Source organism: Pseudomonas alloputida (assembly GCF_021283545.2).
GTDB classification, from domain to species: domain Bacteria; phylum Pseudomonadota; class Gammaproteobacteria; order Pseudomonadales; family Pseudomonadaceae; genus Aquipseudomonas; species Aquipseudomonas alloputida.
This window is the reverse complement of record NZ_CP128540.1, coordinates 6,364,103-6,380,795: the sequence shown is the minus strand read 5'-3', so window position 1 is coordinate 6,380,795 and position 16,693 is coordinate 6,364,103. Positions and strand designations below refer to the sequence as shown.

Here is a 16,693-nt window from a genome sequence, read left to right as displayed (position 1 = left end):
TACATGAGAAGGAATTTGCTGCTCTCCTGGGCTGATCCCAAGGCAGCAACCTTCGAAATCCTGGCCCCAAGCCATGTGATCAAGAGCTCCGAGTTCCACATGCTCGCTGCTGAACTCGGGTGACCACGGTGCTATGGCTTCAATCGGCTTGTTCACTGTCACACAATGCACGCCGCGTTCAATGTCATTAAAAGTGATTGGGATATTGCCTATTCAGGGAACGAATATCTTTCTGCAAATGTGCAGTATAGTGAACCGGTTGCTTCGTTCTGCCCTGAATGCGTTAGGGAGGAAACCGCCACTCCAGTGAGCGGATGATAATAAAAATGAGTGGAACCCCTGCCTGTGAAAATCCAGCCTCTTCCGCCGCTCAACAGTCTTCATGCGTTTGAGTCTGCGGCACGCCACTTGAGCTTTACCCTTGCCGCCAAGGAATTGAATGTTACCCAGGGTGCAATTAGCCGTCAGGTTCGCCTTCTTGAGGACTACCTGGGCAAGGCACTATTCACCCGTACCACCCGTAGCATGTCCCTGACCCCCACCGGCGCGCAGTATTACGAAACGGTGCGTGAATGCATGCTTCACCTGGCCCGCGCCACCGGCGATATACGCCAGTGGCAAGGCAACCAACAAGTCACCGTTGCCACCAGTACCGCCATGGCGTCGCTGTGGTTACTGCCCAAGGTGTCGGAATTCCAGAGTGCCCATGAAAACATCGACCTGCGGATCATCGCCCACGATCATGTGAAGGATTACGCCAGGCTCGACAGCGACCTGGCGCTTTACTACTGCAACCCACCGCCCAAGGACATGGCTGTCACGCCGCTGTTCTCGGAAGAAATCTTCCTGGTGTGCAGCCCGGCCTATCTGGCCAGGCATCCGCAACTGAGCAGCATCGAAGGGTTGTCGTCGTGTACCTGGCTCTGGCTTGAAGACTCCCAGCGCGACTGGGTAGGTTGGCCCGAATGGTTCAAGCGCCTGGGATACGAGCCCATGACCCCCAAGCATCGCGTCAATATCAACAGCTACGGTATGCTGATCCAGTCGGCGATCAGTGGCCAGGGCGTGGCCCTGGCCTGGGGCAACCTGGTGGACGATGCGTTGAGCACCGGTGCGCTGGTCAAGCCCAACGATGTGGTACTCCAGACCGACGCCAAGTTCTGCCTGCTGGAGTCGTCCACCGAGCGTGGTCCTCGTGAAAGCGTGCGGCTGTTCCGGGACTGGTTGATGGCCCTGCCTTCGGTGCAGAAATAGCCTGCCCAAAACACAAGACCGACAGCTGATGGCTGTCGGTCTTGTGTCTTCCAGGGTGGCTTTAGGTTAGCTGGCTTTCTTCGCTGTCAGCCCCATATCAAGCCCCTCGCAGGCCAAGGGCCCAGCCACCGGCGTGATGCCTTGCGGGTGAATCCCAGGTATAGGAAGGCGCCCACCCGGCGGCGTATCAAGCAGGCCGTCAGCCATCTCCTGGCGCAAGCTGCGCATCAGGGTGTAACTAATCAGCAGGATGAACCCCGCAATCGGCAATCCCGCCGCAATGCTCGCCATCTGGATCGCCTTGAGCCCCCCCGCCATCAGCAGAGCCATGGCTATAGCACCTTCCAGGATGCACCAGAGCAGGCGGATACTCTGCGGCGGGTTGGCGCTGCCCATGGAGTTCAACGTACACAGCACCTGGGTGCCGGAGTCGGCCGAGGTGATGAAGTACGTCGCCAGCAGGATACAGACCAGCACGCTCAGCACCTTGCCCAACGTACCGGCGTCGATCTTGTGCAGCAGGGTGAACATGGCAGCGGTGGTTTCCTGCTTGGTCGCCAGCAATACCGTGCCACCTTCGTACTTGGCCTTGTCGCCCTGCAGCTCACCACTGGCAACCAGTTCTGCGTGCTGCTGACGATCGAGCTGCTCAGCCTTGAGCGCGGTACCACCGAACACCGACATCCAGATGATCGTCACCAGGGTGGGTACCAACAGCGCGCCGGCGATCAGTTCACGGATGCTGCGGCCTTTGGAAATTCGCGCAATGAACAGACCGACAAACGGGCCCCAGGTCATCCACCACGGCCAGTAGAACGCCGTCCACCAGTTCTGCCAGCCGCTGTCCTTCTGGGTATCGCTCCAAAAGCTCAGACCCACTACATGGCTGGCGTAGTCGCCGGTGCTCTCCAACATCAGGTTGATGATGTAGCGGGTTGGCCCCAGCAGCAGGATCAACACCACCAGCACCACCGACAACAGCATATTCCATTCCGAAAGGCGCTTCATGCCACGCGACACGCCGGCCATCACCGATACGGTAGTAACGAGGGTAATGAGCACGATCAAGGTGATCTGCACCCCCAGGCTGATGGGCAGGTCAAACACCTGGCTCAGCCCGGTGTTCATTTGCACCACGCCCAGGCCCAGCGACTGGGATACACCGAACGCGGTAATCACCACGGCAAGGATGTCCACCACATGTCCGATGGGCCCATAGATGCGCTCACCAATCAGCGGGTAAAGGATCGAGCGCATGCTCAGCGGCAAGCCCTTGCGATAGGCAAAGTAGGCAAGGCCCAGGCCAACGATGGTAAAAATAGCCCAGGGATGCAGGCCCCAGTGGAATAGGGTAATTCGCATAGCTGTGGTGGCGGCTTCGTCGGTGAGGCCGGTGGCGAACGGGTTGCCCGCGTAATGCCACATGGGTTCGGCAACCGACCAGAAGATCAGTCCGATGCCCATGCCGCCACTGAACAACATGGCGATCCAGGAGCCGAAGCTGAACTCGGGTTTGTCGTCGTCTCGCCCAAGCTTCATAGACCCAAACTTGCTGCACATCAGATAGATCAGTAGCCCCAGCACACCCGTGACGGAAATCAGGTAGAACCATTTGAAATTCTGCAGGATGAAGTCAGATGCACGTTGAAAAACCGCTGCTGCATGTTCGGCAAACAGGGCGCAAAACAGCACAAAGGCTACTACGGCCAGTAACGACCAGATCGTCACGGTGGGATTGAGGCCTTTGAGCAGGCCAGATTCGGCACGCATTGGTTATCCCCTATTGTTTTTGTTCAAGGGTTTGATGTCACGGTTTGGGTAGAGCCGCTGCCACAGGCAGGTGCCGGATCCCTGGCGGCGGTCTTCCCGCAGGCCCAAGGCGAGGTACGCTCTCTCGGGCCCTATCAAAATGGGAGAATTACCCGCTCTTCGACAAACCATTTCTAGTCATTAATTGATTACCAAAAGTCATTAATCTGAAAATTCCAGAGCCTGGCAGTTCATCAACGATTATCTACCACTACCGTCATCGACGAATAAATCATTAATGATAAAAACTGATAAATAGCGTTGAAATAAATCGTTTGTCGCGCCCTTCTTCTCTTGCTGAAACTGGCACCAGGCATCAAGGCATTGCCTGCCGTGCATCTAACAAGAGAAAACAAAAATGACCGTATCGACTGACTCCCGCCTTATTCCCGTCCACGTCTTGGAAACCGTTCTGGCGCCTATCCATGAAGCTCATGGCCTGACCAACGAGTTCTACACCGACCAGCGCTATTTCGAACTCGAGCGCGACGAAGTGCTGGGGCGTAACTGGGCGTGTATAGGTTTTGCCAGCGACTTGCCGACCAACAGCTACGTCAAGCCGGTCGATTTCATGGGCCTGCCGCTGCTGATGATGCGCAACCGTGAAGGCCTGGTGCAGGTGTTTCACAACGTCTGCAGCCACCGCGGCGTGAAACTGGTTCAACAGGCGGGTGAAGTGCAGGGTGTGATCCGCTGCCCCTACCACTCCTGGACTTACGACCTGAACGGAGGTCTCAAAGGCACTCCGCACATTGGCGGGATCAACCAGCACAAAGACGAACGTTTCGCATGCGAGAAACACGGCCTGAAGGCGCTGCGCACCACGATCTGGATGGACATGGTGTTCATCAACCTGTCTGGCGAGGCACCGGCGCTTGAAGAGCAACTGCAGCCGTTGACCGAACGCTGGACTCAGTTCCTGGGCAATGACGGCATGAGTCTGCTGCGTCGTGAAGCGAACGGTGGTGCTATGAGCATCGAGGTCAACTGCAACTGGAAGCTAGCAGTCGAGAACTACTGTGAGGCCTATCACCTGCCGTGGGTGCACCCGAGCCTGAACAGCTACTCGCGCCTGGAAGACCACTACAACATCATGTTCGAGGAATTCGCTGGCCAAGGCAGCCACGCCTACAACCTCTCGGCCGTTGCCGGTACCCATTTGCCGATCTTCCCATCCTGGCCACAGGACCGCCTGCGCACTGCTGAGTACGTGGCGTTCTTCCCCAATGTGCTGCTGGGCATCCAGGCCGACCATGCGTTCGCCATGATGCTCGAGCCTGTGGCGCCGGGTAAAACCATCGAGCACCTGCGCCTGTTCTACGTGGGTGACGAAGCGCTCGACAGCCGCTACGACGCCTCGCGCAAAGCGGTAATGGAATCCTGGCGCGTAGTGTTCGCCGAAGACATCGCCTCGGTCGAAGGCATGCAGAAGGGTCGCTCCTCGCCTGGTTACAGCGGCGGTGCGTTCTCGCCGGAAATGGATCTGCCGACTCACTACTTCCACAAGTGGGCTGCCCGCCAATTGCTTGACTGTGCTCAACGCGCCTGAGGTGATCATCATGCATCCGATAGCTCCGCACTGGCTAAACTTCATCGACGGCCAGTGGACCGACAGTGAGCAGCACCTGAGTATCCACAACCCTGGCACCACGGACCTTGTGGCGACCATCGCCCAAGCCAGTGTGGCCGACGCCGAATGCGCCCTGCAGGCGGCTCGGCGCTGTGCTGACAGCAACGCTCTGAACCGTGTGCGTCCTGCGCAGCGGGTGACCTGGTTGCTTGAGGTTGCCGCGCAGATTCGTGCGATCACCGACGAAGGGGCGTGGGTGCTTTGCCAGGAAAACGGCAAGAGCCTGCGTGATGCCCGTGACGAATTCATCGAGGCCGCGCGCTACTTCGAATACTACGCCGGCATGGCCGACAAGATCGAAGGGAAGTCGATTCCGCTGGGCGACGGCTACATAGATTTCACCGTCTACGACCCCTTGGGCGTGTCGCTGCAGATCGTGCCGTGGAATTTCCCGGTATCCATCTGCGCCCGCTCCCTGGCCCCTGCCTTGGCGGCCGGCAACGCGGTAGTGATCAAGTCGCCGGAACTGTCGCCACTTGGCCTGTGCGTGCTGATGCAGGCCATCGAGCGTGCCGGCCTGCCACAGGGGGCCGTCAATCTGATCTGCGGCCGTGGTCGTGAAGTGGGTGCCTACCTGGCCGGCCATCGCGATGTCGACCAGATCGTCTTCACAGGTTCCGTCGGCACCGGCCAGAGCATTCTGCGCAGTGCCGCCGAACACGCGATTCCCAGCGTCATGGAGCTGGGCGGGAAGTCGGCGGCCCTAGTGTTCCCGGATGCCGATCGTGAGCAACTGATCAGCAGCGTTAAAAGCGGCATCTTCTTCAATGCCGGCCAGGTGTGCTCTGCCATGTCGCGCTTGCTGGTACATCGCTCTATCTACGACGAGGTTGTAGCTGACGTGGTAGCGATGGCCGAGGGGCTGACCGTGGGCCTGGGCCAGGACAACCCTGACCACACACCCGTGATTTCTGCTGCTCAGCTCGAAGGCATCGAGGCCTTGTGCCGACGTGCCCAGCAGCAAGGCGCGGTGGTCGCAACCGGCGGCGAGGCCATCAGCGGCCTGAGCGGGCATTACATGGCGCCAACCGTATTGCGCGATGTGACTGCGCAGATGGAGATAGCCCAGACTGAAGTCTTCGGCCCTGTGCTGGCAGTAATTCCCTTCGACAGCGAAGAGGAGGCCCTCGCCATTGCCAACGGCACCGTGTTCGGTCTGGTGGCCGGCGTATTCACCCAGGACCTCAATCGCGCCCTGCGCTGTGCCCGGCGACTGTGCACCGGCCAGGTGTTCGTCAACGAATGGTATGCCGGTGGCATCGAAACGCCGTTCGGCGGCGTCGGGCTCTCGGGCTTCGGACGGGAAAAAGGCCAGGAGGCGCTCTACAGCTACGTCAGGACCAAGAACCTGGCCGTGCGTATCAAGGGCGAGTGAGGAGGCAGCATAATGAAAACCTGGCTCTGCATCATCTGTGGTCTGATCTACGACGAAGCCAAAGGTTGGCCCGACGACGGCATTGCCCCCGGTACCCGCTGGGAGGACGTGCCCGAAGACTGGCTATGCCCTGAGTGCAAGGTCGGCAAAGCCGACTTTGAAATGATCGAACTCAGCACCCCGATCGCAGCAGTGGCTACCGCGCCGGTTATCCAGGCGCAACCACTGGTTGCCGCTCGTCCCGCCCAACCGGTGGTCATCATCGGTAGCGGCCATGCCGGCTACGGCCTGGCACAGGCCCTGCGCAAGGCCGCCCCGCAGTTGGAGATTCGCGTACTGACCCAGGAGTCGGGCCATCTTTATTCCAAGCCCGCGCTATCCATCGCCCTGGCTCAGGGGCGCACCGCCGCAGCCCTGGCCACCGAAACGCCGCTGGCGATCGAACAGAGGCTTGGCATTCGTATCTATACCGGCTGCAAAGTCGAACGCATCGATGCCCAGGCGCAGCGCTTGTACACCAGCCTCGGCGAAATGGACTACGGCCAACTGGTGTTAGCCAGTGGTGCTTCTCCCGTGCGGTTGCCTATCGAGGGCCGCGCCGAGGCACTGCTCAGTGTCAACAACCTGCAGGATTACCAGGCGTTCCGCCAACGCCTTGATGGCGTGCGCAGAGTGGCCATTCTGGGCGACGGTTTGATCGGCTGCGAGTTTGCCAACGACCTTGCGAGCAATGGCTATCAGGTTCGGGTAATCGGCCTGGGTGCCTGGCCCATGGAACGCCTGCTGCCCGAGGCGGCAGGCCAGCACTTGCAGCAAGCGCTATCGGGGTTGTGGGTGCAATGGAGCCTGCGCACGACCTTGCAGTGCATCGAGCCGGACGGCGAAGGCTACCGACTGACCCTTGCCGACGGTCAGGTCGTCGGTGCAGACCTGGTGCTCAGTGCAGTGGGCTTGCGCCCCAACCTTGAGCTGGCGCTGGAAGCCGGCCTGGACTGTGGCCGCGGGATCAAGGTCGACGCACAACTACAGACCTCACAACCGGGCATCTATGCCTTGGGCGATTGCGTCGAGATCAACGGCCAGTTGCTGCCTTACCTCGCGCCGATCAACGAAGGCATTCGTGCCCTCGCCAAGACCTTGCTGGGCCAACCGACCGCCGCCCACTACCCATTGGCGCCCGTGACGGTGAAAACCCCGGTCGTCCCTCTGTGCCTGCTGACACCTCCCGGTGGTTGCGAGGGCCAATGGCGCTGCGATGCGACCAGCGATGGATTGAGCGCTGCGTTTCATGACCACGCAGGTGCCCTGCGCGGGTTCGTGCTGCTCGGCCGTCAGGCACAAATGCAACGAAATACCTGGCTGCAAAACTGCCAGGACACCCAACAAAATGTGGCCTGAGGCTGAACCATGAACAGTATCGTCAATCTGCCTCATGATGACCGCAATTGCGGCTGGTATGCCGCGCTGCCTGAACAGGCGCCGAGCAAGCGCCTAAGTGGCGAACATAACGCCGATTATGTGGTGATCGGTGCTGGCTTTGCTGGGCTTGCCGCCGCACGGCGCCTGGCCGAGCACCTGCCGCAGTCGCGCATTGTTTTGGTAGATGCCCAGCGAATCGCCTACGGCGCCTCCGGGCGCAACTCGGGTTTCGTCATCGACCTGCCGCACAAATTCGCCCTCGAACATCCCGATCCTCAGCATAAACAACGGCTCTTGGGCCTAAACCGCTCAGCCATCGATCAACTGCAAACATTGATCGGCCGTCACGGCATCGAATGCCAGTGGTCCCATGCGGGAAAATACCAGGGCGCGGTGGGAGAACGTGGCCAGGGTTATCTGGATCACTTTGAAAAACTGATGGCCGACCTGGGTGAGCCCTATCGCGTGGTTGGGCGTGACGAACTAGCCGGTGTACTCGGTAGCCGCTACTACAGCCGCGCCATCTACACCCCCGGTTGCTACCTGATGCAGCCTGCTGCCCTGGTACGTGGCCTGGGTAATTCGCTTCCCGGCAACGTCGAAGTGCTTGAAGAGTCGCCAATCCGCACACTCCAGAAAGACCCCTGCGGCACGTGGCTGGTGCGGGGCGACAACGGGCTGATCCGGAGCCCGCAGGTATTGCTGGGCACGAGCATCTTCACCCAGGAGTTCGGCTACTTGCGCAACCGACTCCTGCCGGTGATGACCTTCGCCAGTTGGACGCGCCCACTGAGCGACGTCGAGATGGCGACGGTTGGTGCCCAGGCCGACTGGGGCCTCACCCCTGCCGACCACGCCGGTACCACCGTACGAATGACCCAGGACCGGCGCCTGATCATCCGCAATACCTACAAGCATGTCCCTCGCTACGGTCGCAGCGTAACCGATGCTACCCGCAACAAGATTCGCGATGACCATCGCAAGGCCTTCGAGGCGCGCTATCCGCAACTGGCCCAAGTGCCGTTTACCCATACCTGGGGTGGGGTCTATGCGATCTCACGCAACTTTACCAACTATTTCGGCCAACTCGATCAGGGTGTTTACGCCACCGCCTGCGACAACGGCGTGGGCGCGGCCTGGGGCACCATTTCCGGAACGCTCCTGGCAGACATGGCGGTGGGGGCGGACTCCCAGCAATTGAGTGACATCCGCGCAGTGACTGGCCTGCCCTCCCGTAACCCGCCTGAGCCGTTCTTGGGTATGGGGGTGCGGGCCCGGATCCGCTGGGCCGCGTTCAACAGTAGGAGCGAAGTATGACCCGCACACTCAGCGGAAAAGGCCCGGTGCGTCTGGTCGACCACCGGAACCTGGACTTTGTCCACCGGGGCGGGCCGCCTGGCGGCGCCTCGGTAGCGCGTGCTGTCAGTAATGAGGTGTCGCCCAACCTGGGTATCGGCTTTGCCCGCTGGGAAGGTGCTGAAGTGGCCTGGACGGTGCTCTATGACGAAGTGATTTTTGTCATTGAGGGCTGTTTTGAACTCCAGGCCAACGGCGAGGTGTACCGCGTGTCGCCAGGTCAGGTGCTGTGGATTCCCGAAGGCACGGAGCTGGTGTACGCAGGCCACGCGCTGTTCGGTTATGTGGTGTACCCGGGTGATTGGAAACAGCGCCACGGCCTTGCCTGACTACCGACCACCCTGGTCTGGGGAATCCAATTGTTCGCATTATCCAAACGTTTCGGCACGATTTATGTCGCTGCCTTGTTGATGCAGCTGGGTTCCAGCCTGCTGATGACCTACCTGGCCCTGCGCCTGAATGCTTCCGGTGTGGCGCAGGTATGGGGTGGTGCGCTTATGGCCGCCAACGCGCTGGGCATGGTGGTGGGAGCCCGCTCCGGTTATTGGCTGATTGGCCTGGTCGGCCATGCTCGGGCCTTTGTGGTGAGCGCCGGGGTAATTGTCACTGCGGTGCTCTCGCACCAGCTCAGTGATGGTTTACTGCTGTGGCTTGCCCTGCGATTTGTCGTTGGTGCGGCAATGATGGGCCAATTGATGGTCATCGAGAGCTGGCTCAATGACTGCGCACCGGTCAGCCGGCGAGGCGGCGCCATGTCGCTGTACATGGTGGCCAGCTATGTCGGCATGATGCTAGGGCAATTGATGCTCAGTCTGGGAGATGGGCTGCACACCTTGGCGTTGACGGGCGTGGCCATGGCTTTTGCCATTGGTTTGATCCCTGTGGCTCTGCACAACGGTACCCAGCCGAGCAACATCAACCAGGCCCGGATCAAACCCATGCTGTACCTGCGTAGACTTCCTCAATCGTTGTTCACGATTCTTGCCTCGGGATTGCTGAACGGTTGCCTGTATGGGCTGACGCCGATCTTTGCTGCGCAACTGGGCTTTAGTCCGGCGCAGGTCGGGCAGTTCATGGCTGTCAGCATTGCCGCCGGGCTTCTAGCACAACTACCGCTGGGTAAACTGTCGGATCATATTTCCCGCATCACCTTGATCCGCGCTACCGCTGCATTGCTGTGCATAGCCTATTTGCCGCTGGCCTTCGGGCTGGCATCAGGGCAGCTGTGGATCATGTTGGCCGGGGCTGCCATCGGCTTCTTGCAGTTCTGTTTGTATCCGCTGGGCGTTGCCCATGCCAATGACAACCTAGAGCCGGAACTGCGTGTATCGCTGGCCGGAGTGCTGCTGATGACCTTTGGTATCGGCGCGACCATCGGCCCGCTGGTTGCAGGGGCGATGATGGAGCATGCCGGTCCACAAGCACTGTATCTGTTCGGCATTGGTGTAACGGCTATGGTTGTTTGCTTTATAAGGAATAAATCCGGCGTTGATGTGTCATTGGCAAGGTTGTCATGAAACGTCGGAGCCCAGGGATATGTCCGCCTCACTCCATTTGATGTCCGAACCAGTCAATTGAGCCCTGTTTTCGCTCTCTATGGTTAAGCGGTGAAGTGTCCCTGGCACTGCACCCTACCCATAACAAGAGCAAAAGCAGGGACCATAATGACTATGACGACGTCTGGGAAAGCCAGCGATCAGTTGGCTCAGGGATTCAAGCCTCGACATGTGACCATGTTGTCGATTGCCGGTGTGATCGGCGCGGATTTGTTCGTAGGGTCCGAACAAGCGATCGCTGCGGCAGGTCCGGCAGCAATCATTGCCTATGCGCTTGCTGGCGCTCTGATGGTGCTGGTAATGCGAATGCTTGGCGAGATGGCAGTGTCACCGCCGAAAACCATTCGATCATCGGCGGCCTGGGCGAGGCGGTGGCGGGCCTGCTGCTGCGCAACGGGGTAACGCCGACATTCCGCCAGATCGCCTTGCCCGATGCCTTCCTCGATGCTGGCGCTCTGCCGACGCTGCATGACCGCTACGGTATCTCCACCGATGCAGTGAGCGCGCAGATCAAGGCTTGGCTGTGACGTGATGCCTGAAGATAGAGCCGGCCGGAATTAAAGGCGGCTCTATCCCTGTATGCCCGCAAAGCAAATGCCGAAGGCAAGGGCATGGCCTGACGCAGCGAATGGGGCTCGTCAGATTTGCATGGCCATGCCATCCACATTCATCGCCGCCTGGCGCAGGGCCTCGGAGCGCGTCGGGTGCGGGTGGCAGGTGAGGGCGATATCTTCTGCCGAGGCCGAGAACTCCATAGCCACGCAGAACTCACCAATCATCTCGCTGACGCTTGGGCCCACCAGGTGCACACCCAGTACTTCATCGGTTTCGGCATCGGCGATGACCTTGGCGAAGCCTTCGGTCTCGTGGTTGATCTTGGCACGGCTGTTGGCGGTGAAGGGGAACTTGCCAACCTTGTAGGCACGTCCTTCGGCCTTGAGCTGCTCTTCAGTCTTGCCCACGGTGGCCATCTCCGGGCGGGTATAGATCACGCCAGGGATGAGGTTGTAGTTGACCTCGTGGGGCTTGCCGGCGATGCGTTCGATACAGGCCACCGCTTCGTCTTCGGCCTTGTGCGCCAGCATTGGGCCCGAAGTGACGTCGCCAATCACCCAGACACCCGGCACTGAGGTACGGTGGTGCTCGTTGTTGAGCATGCCGCGCTTGTCGGCTTCCAGGCCCACGCTTTCCAGGTTTAGCCCTTTTGTATAAGGGCGACGGCCGATAGCCACCAACACGTAATCGGCTTGCAGCGATTCTGCGGTACCCCCGGCGGCAGGCTCCAGCGTCAGGCTGACGCCATCGGCACCTGCGGTAGCCTGAGTCACTTTACTGCCCAGCTTGAACACCATGCCTTGCTTGGCGAGCGCCTTCTGCAGGGTCTTGGCCGTTTCCGTGTCAGTGCCTGGGCAGATGCGGTCCAGGTATTCGATGACAGTGACCTGGCTACCCAGGCGGCGCCAGACCGAACCCAGCTCAAGACCGATCACGCCAGCACCGATGACAACCAGGTGCTTGGGCACTTGCGGCAGCGACAGCGCGCCGGTCGAGTCGATGATGCGCTGGTTGTCGACGGTCACACCTGGCAGAGGGGTGGGCTCAGAGCCGGTGGCAATGACGATGTCCTTGGCCTGCAACGCGGTTTCGCTACCGTCTTCGGCCTTGACCACGACCTTGCCGATGCCATCCAGGCGGCCCCAGCCTTTGATCCACTCGACCTTGTTCTTGCGAAACAGGTATTCGATGCCCTTGGTCAGGCCTGTCACGCTCTCGTCCTTCTGTTTCATCATCTGGGCGAGGTTGAGGGTGGGCTTTACTTCGATACCGAGGTGGGCGAACTCGTCACCGCTGGCAGCTTCGTAAAGCTCCGAAGCATGCAGCAGCGCCTTGGATGGCATGCAGCCGACGTTCAGGCAGGTACCGCCCAAGGTCGAGCGGCCTTCCACGCAGGCAACGCTCAGGCCCAACTGGCCAGCACGGATGGCTGCGTTGTAGCCGCCAGGGCCACCGCCGATGATCACCACGTCATAGGATTTCATGGGTTCAACTCCAGGATGTAGAAGCGCGAGAGGGCACAAGGTTAAGCTGAGATGCAGTGATTGTATACAATCTGCTGTGTGGATAAGATCAGTTGGTTCTAGACCATGGTCTTGCTTAGAGGAAACATCCTACAGATGAACTACTCTGATCCGGTGACGTTCGAAATATTAGGCGTCGTGGCCAATTACGGACAGGAGGGGTGTTTCATGCTTGCTCAACTTCCACCTGCATTGCAGAGCTTGCATCTGCCGCTGAGGCTGAAGCTGTGGGACGGCAACCATTTTGATCTTGGGCCTAGTCCTCAGGTCACGATTTTGGTCAAGGAACCACAGCTGATCAGCCAGTTGACCCACCCAAGCATGGACCAGCTAGGCACCGCATTCGTCGAAGGCAAGCTGGAGCTGGAAGGCGATATCGGTGAGGCCATCCGCGTGTGCGACGAGCTGAGCGAAGCGCTGCTGGCGGATGAGGATGAAACGCCGCCGCCACGTGTTTCTCATGACAAGACCACCGACGCCAAGGCAATCTCCTACCACTATGACGTGTCCAACGCGTTCTACCAGCTTTGGCTGGACCAGGACATGGCCTATTCCTGCGCCTACTTCCGTGAGCCGGACAATACGCTCGACCAGGCGCAGCAGGACAAGTTCGACCACCTGTGCCGCAAGCTGCGCCTGGATGCCGGTGACTACCTGCTCGATGTTGGCTGTGGCTGGGGCGGGCTGGCGCGGTTCGCTGCCCGTGAATATGGCGCCAAGGTGTTCGGCATTACCCTGAGCAAGGAGCAATTGAAGCTCGGCCGCAAGCGTGTGCAAGCGGAAGGGCTTGCCGACAAGGTCGACCTGCAGATTCTCGATTATCGCGATCTGCCCCAGGATGGCCGCTTCGACAAGGTTGTCAGCGTGGGTATGTTCGAGCATGTCGGGCATGCCAACCTGGCGCTGTACTGCCAGAAGCTGTTCGGGGCGGTGAGGGAAGGGGGGCTGGTGATGAACCACGGCATCACTGCCAAGCACGTCGATGGCCGACCGGTCGGGCGTGGGGCGGGTGAGTTCATCGATCGCTATGTATTCCCCCACGGCGAGCTGCCGCACCTGTCGATGATCAGCGCCAGTATCTGTGAAGCCGGGCTGGAGGTAGTGGACGTGGAGAGCCTGCGCCTGCACTACGCTAAAACCTTGCACCACTGGAGCGAGAACCTGGAGAACCAGTTGCACAAGGCGGCAGCGCTGGTGCCTGAGAAGACCCTGCGGATCTGGCGTTTGTACTTGGCCGGGTGTGCCTACGCCTTTCAGAAGGGCTGGATCAACCTGCACCAGATATTGGCCGTGAAGCCATACGCCGACGGGCATCATGACCTGCCCTGGACGCGGGAAGATTTGTACCGCTGAAATCGTAAGTGTCGCAGCCCTGATAGGGTTGTGCAGGAGCGGCCTTTAGCGCGAAAAGGCCGCTTTCAACGGGCGTGTTCACCCTAAAGAATCGGCGATATCAGCCGCGCAATCCGCATCCCCAATTGCTGCAGTCGATGGGTATCTTGGGTGTCTTCAGCAGTAATTTCCCGCGCTTGTTCGAAGTCTTCCTGGAGCATGTGCTCGACCTGGTCGGCGAAGCCGCGATCGACTGTCAGCAGGGTAATCTCGAAGTTCAGGCGGAACGAGCGGTTGTCCAGGTTGGCACTCCCAATTGCGCTGACGTCATCATCCACCAGCACCACCTTCTGATGCAGAAACCCGGGTTGGTAACGGAACATACGTACCCCCGCGCGCACTGCTTCGAAGGCAAACAGGCTGGAGGCGGCGTAGACGATGCGGTGGTCAGGCCGTGACGGGATCAGCACCCGCACATCGACTCCTCGTAGCACCGCCAGCCGCAAGGCGGCGAACACGGCCTCGTCAGGGATGAAGTACGGGCTGGTGATCCACACCCTGCGGGTGGCCGAATGAATCGCTTCAAGGAAGAACAGCGAGCAGGTTTCTTGTGGGTCTGCCGGGCCGCTGGCCAAGGCCTGACACAGGACGCCGTTATCCGGGTATGTATCGGGCAGGATCAGCGGCGGTAGCTGGCGCGTGGCCCAGTACCAGTCCTCGGCGAACGACTCTTGCAGGCAGGCCAGTACTGGCCCGCTGATCTGTACGTGGGTGTCACGCCAAGGGGAAAGCTGTGGATGTTCACCCAGGTACTCGTCTCCCACATTGTGGCCGCCGATGAAGCCGAGCAAGCCATCCACCACCACAATCTTGCGATGGTTGCGGAAGTTCACCTGGAAGCGGTTGAACCAGCCGCGACGTGTGGCGAATGCATGGATCTGCACACCGCCGTCACGCAGCACCTGGCTGTAGCTGGACGGCAAGGCATGGCTACCGACACGGTCGTACAGCACGAACACCTGCACGCCTTCGGCGGCTTTGCGTAGCAAGAGTTGCTGCAGTGCCTTGCCGAGGGTGTCGTCATGAATGATGAAGAACTGCACCAGTACCACATCGCGTGCTTTTTCGATGGCTGCGAAGATGGCATCGAAGGTGGCTTTGCCATTGATCAGCAGTTTCACCTGGTTATTTGCCAGGCATGGCATTCGACCCAGCTTGGGCATGGCGCGCAAGGCTGTGTAGCTTTCCGACTCGCGGGCGGTAAGGGCTTCTTCAACCCAGGGCCGCCAGTTGAGGTTGGCCATGGCCACGTGCATTTCCTGGTTGGCCTGGCGCCGAGCCTTGATGTAGGCATAGAACGAGCGGGCGCCGAAGATCAGGTAGGGGATCAAGGTGAGGTAGGGGATGAAGAGCAAGGGCATCGCCCAAGCAATGGCGCCCTGGGCTGTCCGCACGGTGAACAGCGCATGCAGTGCGGCGACAATACCCAGCAGATGGATCAGGCCGAGTAGGTAACCAAAGAAGTAGGGGCTGTGGTAATCCATATGCATCCTGCTTGCCGAGTACACTTGAGGTAACAGAACACGTTCCCGGTCCGCCTGCAACCCGCAGGCGGATTTGGCGTCTAAGGCTCAGTCCGGCCCGTTTGACCGGCTTTTTTCCAGGAGCGTTCGTCCATGAAGATTCGTCTGCCACTGTTGGCGTTGGCCCTAGGCATGAGCAGTCCACTGGTACAAGCCCAGATGCTGCAACCGGGGTTGTGGGAGCTGACCACCAGCAACATGCAGGTCGATGGCAAGCCGCTACCCGACATGGAATTCATGCTCGGCCAGTTGAAGAACCTGCCGCCAGAGCAACGCGCAATGATGGAAGGGGTGTTGGCCAAACAAGGGGTCAGTGTAGGTGGTAAGGGTGTGCGTTCGTGCCTGACGCCTGAACAGGTGGCAACGAATGACATTCCCCTGCAGGACCCGAAATCGGGCTGCACACAGAAGATTACCGACCGTACCGGTAACGTGTGGAAATTCCAGTTCAGCTGCCCGAAAGCACAGGGTAGTGGCCAGGCTACATTCCTCAGTGATCGGGAATTCACCACCCAGGTCAGTGGCACGTTCAACGCTTCGGGTGTGCAGCAGCAAGGCAGCATGAACACGCGTGCGGTGTGGTTAGGCAATGACTGCGGGGCGGTCAAACCGCGCAGCTGAAATTCCCATTAGTGAGTGGCAACCGCGTCGTGGGCATGCAGGCTCGGATAGTTCCACGTGGAACATTTCATTTCGATCCTTGCCTCGACGCGGTTACGGCATAGCTTTTCGGTCTGACAAAGGGTTGGTCAAGGCTGGTGTTTTCAGCGCGTGCTCGAAGCTGACTTACAAAATAGGCAGCAGAGAAAAAACGTTCAAAATGAAAGGAGGCGTCAACGGCACCCCTCGATCAAGCTGCAATGCAGCTTGAAGCGCTCCCCGCTGGAACTGGATACGCGGTTCAAGGTGGTCCAGCCTACGCGGCGGCTGTAGCCCACCCAGGCCTCACCATCGCTGGCCAGGCCGGTAAAAAAAGTCAATGTGCCATAGCGGCTGTTGGTTTGTGCCCACAGCCGACGGCTGCTGAAGTCGTAGCCGCGAAGGTAGAAGGTGCTGCCTTCAGTACGCACACTGTAGTAACTGCCTTTGCCGTCCTGGCAAGCGAGCAGCGTCGCACTTCGCGTACAAAGGGCCAATGTTTTGTTTTGTGGCATGGCCAAGAGCGAGGCAGGCATGGTGAGTAACAGCAATGCCATGACGCGTGGCAAATTCATTTTTCATCCTCTGTGAGCACTCGTCCGTCGAGAACCACTTGGCGAAATTGTATTGTTACCTTATAACATTATGCAATGCATCGTTTC

Annotated in this window: 13 protein-coding genes and 3 pseudogenes; 12 read left to right on the top strand and 4 right to left on the bottom strand. The window is 59.5% G+C overall.

Annotated elements, in window-relative coordinates; genetic code table 11:
• Positions 1–345 precede the first annotated feature (345 nt).
• The gene (locus LU682_RS29470) at positions 346–1,254 is read left to right on the top strand and encodes a LysR substrate-binding domain-containing protein (RefSeq protein ID WP_010955855.1); all 909 of its coding nucleotides are present in this window, start codon (positions 346–348) and stop codon (positions 1,252–1,254) included.
• Between the two features lie 66 nt (positions 1,255–1,320).
• On the opposite strand, the gene LU682_RS29465 is transcribed toward LU682_RS29470, so the two are convergent.
• Positions 1,321–3,024: a BCCT family transporter gene (locus LU682_RS29465; RefSeq protein ID WP_010955854.1), complete on the bottom strand. Its 1,704-nt coding sequence runs from the start codon at positions 3,022–3,024 to the stop codon at positions 1,321–1,323.
• Positions 3,025–3,421: 397 nt separating this feature from the next.
• Here LU682_RS29465 and LU682_RS29460 point away from each other — a divergent pair, with 397 nt between their 5' ends.
• The 9 genes and pseudogenes from LU682_RS29460 to LU682_RS29420 form a co-directional block, all read left to right on the top strand.
• Positions 3,422–4,612 carry an aromatic ring-hydroxylating oxygenase subunit alpha gene (locus LU682_RS29460; protein WP_003253228.1) on the top strand — a complete coding sequence of 397 codons (1,191 nt, stop codon included), beginning with the start codon at positions 3,422–3,424 and terminating at the stop codon, positions 4,610–4,612.
• Between the two features lie 10 nt (positions 4,613–4,622).
• Positions 4,623–6,068, top strand: coding sequence for an aldehyde dehydrogenase family protein (locus tag LU682_RS29455; protein ID WP_010955853.1), 1,446 nt, complete (start codon positions 4,623–4,625; stop codon positions 6,066–6,068).
• 12 nt (positions 6,069–6,080) lie between these two features.
• Positions 6,081–6,242 (top strand): annotated as a pseudogene (locus LU682_RS29450) (rubredoxin); the annotation flags it as partial.
• Entirely contained in the window at positions 6,231–7,466 is a 1,236-nt protein-coding gene (locus tag LU682_RS29445) for an NAD(P)/FAD-dependent oxidoreductase (RefSeq protein ID WP_232885715.1), read from the top strand. The pseudogene LU682_RS29450 and the gene LU682_RS29445, both read left to right, overlap by 12 nt.
• A gap of 9 nt (positions 7,467–7,475) precedes the next feature.
• Positions 7,476–8,804 (top strand): NAD(P)/FAD-dependent oxidoreductase, encoded by a 1,329-nt coding sequence (locus LU682_RS29440; RefSeq protein WP_003253234.1) that lies wholly within the window; start codon positions 7,476–7,478, stop codon positions 8,802–8,804.
• The gene (locus LU682_RS29435; RefSeq protein WP_003253236.1) at positions 8,801–9,172 is read left to right on the top strand and encodes an ethanolamine utilization protein EutQ; all 372 of its coding nucleotides are present in this window, start codon (positions 8,801–8,803) and stop codon (positions 9,170–9,172) included. Before LU682_RS29440 ends, LU682_RS29435 begins: the two co-directional genes overlap by 4 nt.
• 30 nt (positions 9,173–9,202) lie before the next feature.
• Positions 9,203–10,360, top strand: a complete 1,158-nt coding sequence (locus LU682_RS29430; RefSeq protein WP_010955851.1) for an MFS transporter — start codon at positions 9,203–9,205, stop codon at positions 10,358–10,360.
• Between the two features lie 147 nt (positions 10,361–10,507).
• Positions 10,508–10,741 (top strand): annotated as a pseudogene (locus LU682_RS29425) (GABA permease); the annotation flags it as partial.
• Positions 10,726–10,926: pseudogene (locus tag LU682_RS29420) on the top strand (transketolase family protein); the annotation flags it as partial. The pseudogenes LU682_RS29425 and LU682_RS29420, both read left to right, overlap by 16 nt.
• A gap of 111 nt (positions 10,927–11,037) precedes the next feature.
• On the opposite strand, the gene lpdA reads toward LU682_RS29420, so the two are convergent.
• Entirely contained in the window at positions 11,038–12,438 is a 1,401-nt protein-coding gene (gene lpdA / locus LU682_RS29415) for a dihydrolipoyl dehydrogenase (protein WP_010955849.1), read from the bottom strand.
• A gap of 207 nt (positions 12,439–12,645) precedes the next feature.
• Here lpdA and cfaB point away from each other — a divergent pair, with 207 nt between their 5' ends.
• Positions 12,646–13,830, top strand: coding sequence for a C17 cyclopropane fatty acid synthase CfaB (cfaB, locus tag LU682_RS29410; protein WP_049588386.1), 1,185 nt, complete (start codon positions 12,646–12,648; stop codon positions 13,828–13,830).
• A gap of 83 nt (positions 13,831–13,913) precedes the next feature.
• Here the strand turns inward: cfaB and cls are convergent, their stop codons facing one another.
• Positions 13,914–15,353, bottom strand: coding sequence for a cardiolipin synthase (gene cls, locus LU682_RS29405; RefSeq protein WP_049588388.1), 1,440 nt, complete (start codon positions 15,351–15,353; stop codon positions 13,914–13,916).
• Between the two features lie 132 nt (positions 15,354–15,485).
• Between cls and LU682_RS29400 the strand changes: the two genes are divergently transcribed.
• Complete coding sequence (locus LU682_RS29400) at positions 15,486–16,013, top strand: DUF3617 domain-containing protein (protein ID WP_010955846.1); 528 nt, start codon at positions 15,486–15,488, stop codon at positions 16,011–16,013.
• A gap of 212 nt (positions 16,014–16,225) precedes the next feature.
• Here LU682_RS29400 and LU682_RS29395 read toward each other — a convergent pair whose 3' ends face one another.
• Entirely contained in the window at positions 16,226–16,606 is a 381-nt protein-coding gene (locus LU682_RS29395) for a hypothetical protein (RefSeq protein ID WP_010955845.1), read from the bottom strand.
• Positions 16,607–16,693: the final 87 nt, after the last annotated feature.

What these genes read in the sequence shown, in the direction of transcription:
- LU682_RS29455 (WP_010955853.1), top strand. Translation starts at nt 4,623, where the DNA reads ATGCATCCGATAGCTCCGCACTGGCTAAACTTCATCGACGGCCAGTGG.
- LU682_RS29465 (WP_010955854.1), bottom strand. Translation starts at nt 3,024, where the DNA reads ATGCGTGCCGAATCTGGCCTGCTCAAAGGCCTCAATCCCACCGTGACG.
- LU682_RS29445 (WP_232885715.1), top strand. Translation starts at nt 6,231, where the DNA reads ATGATCGAACTCAGCACCCCGATCGCAGCAGTGGCTACCGCGCCGGTT.
- cls (WP_049588388.1), bottom strand. Translation starts at nt 15,353, where the DNA reads ATGGATTACCACAGCCCCTACTTCTTTGGTTACCTACTCGGCCTGATC.
- cfaB (WP_049588386.1), top strand. Translation starts at nt 12,646, where the DNA reads ATGCTTGCTCAACTTCCACCTGCATTGCAGAGCTTGCATCTGCCGCTG.
- lpdA (WP_010955849.1), bottom strand. Translation starts at nt 12,438, where the DNA reads ATGAAATCCTATGACGTGGTGATCATCGGCGGTGGCCCTGGCGGCTAC.
- LU682_RS29400 (WP_010955846.1), top strand. Translation starts at nt 15,486, where the DNA reads ATGAAGATTCGTCTGCCACTGTTGGCGTTGGCCCTAGGCATGAGCAGT.
- LU682_RS29440 (WP_003253234.1), top strand. Translation starts at nt 7,476, where the DNA reads ATGAACAGTATCGTCAATCTGCCTCATGATGACCGCAATTGCGGCTGG.
- LU682_RS29435 (WP_003253236.1), top strand. Translation starts at nt 8,801, where the DNA reads ATGACCCGCACACTCAGCGGAAAAGGCCCGGTGCGTCTGGTCGACCAC.
- LU682_RS29395 (WP_010955845.1), bottom strand. Translation starts at nt 16,606, where the DNA reads ATGAATTTGCCACGCGTCATGGCATTGCTGTTACTCACCATGCCTGCC.
- LU682_RS29460 (WP_003253228.1), top strand. Translation starts at nt 3,422, where the DNA reads ATGACCGTATCGACTGACTCCCGCCTTATTCCCGTCCACGTCTTGGAA.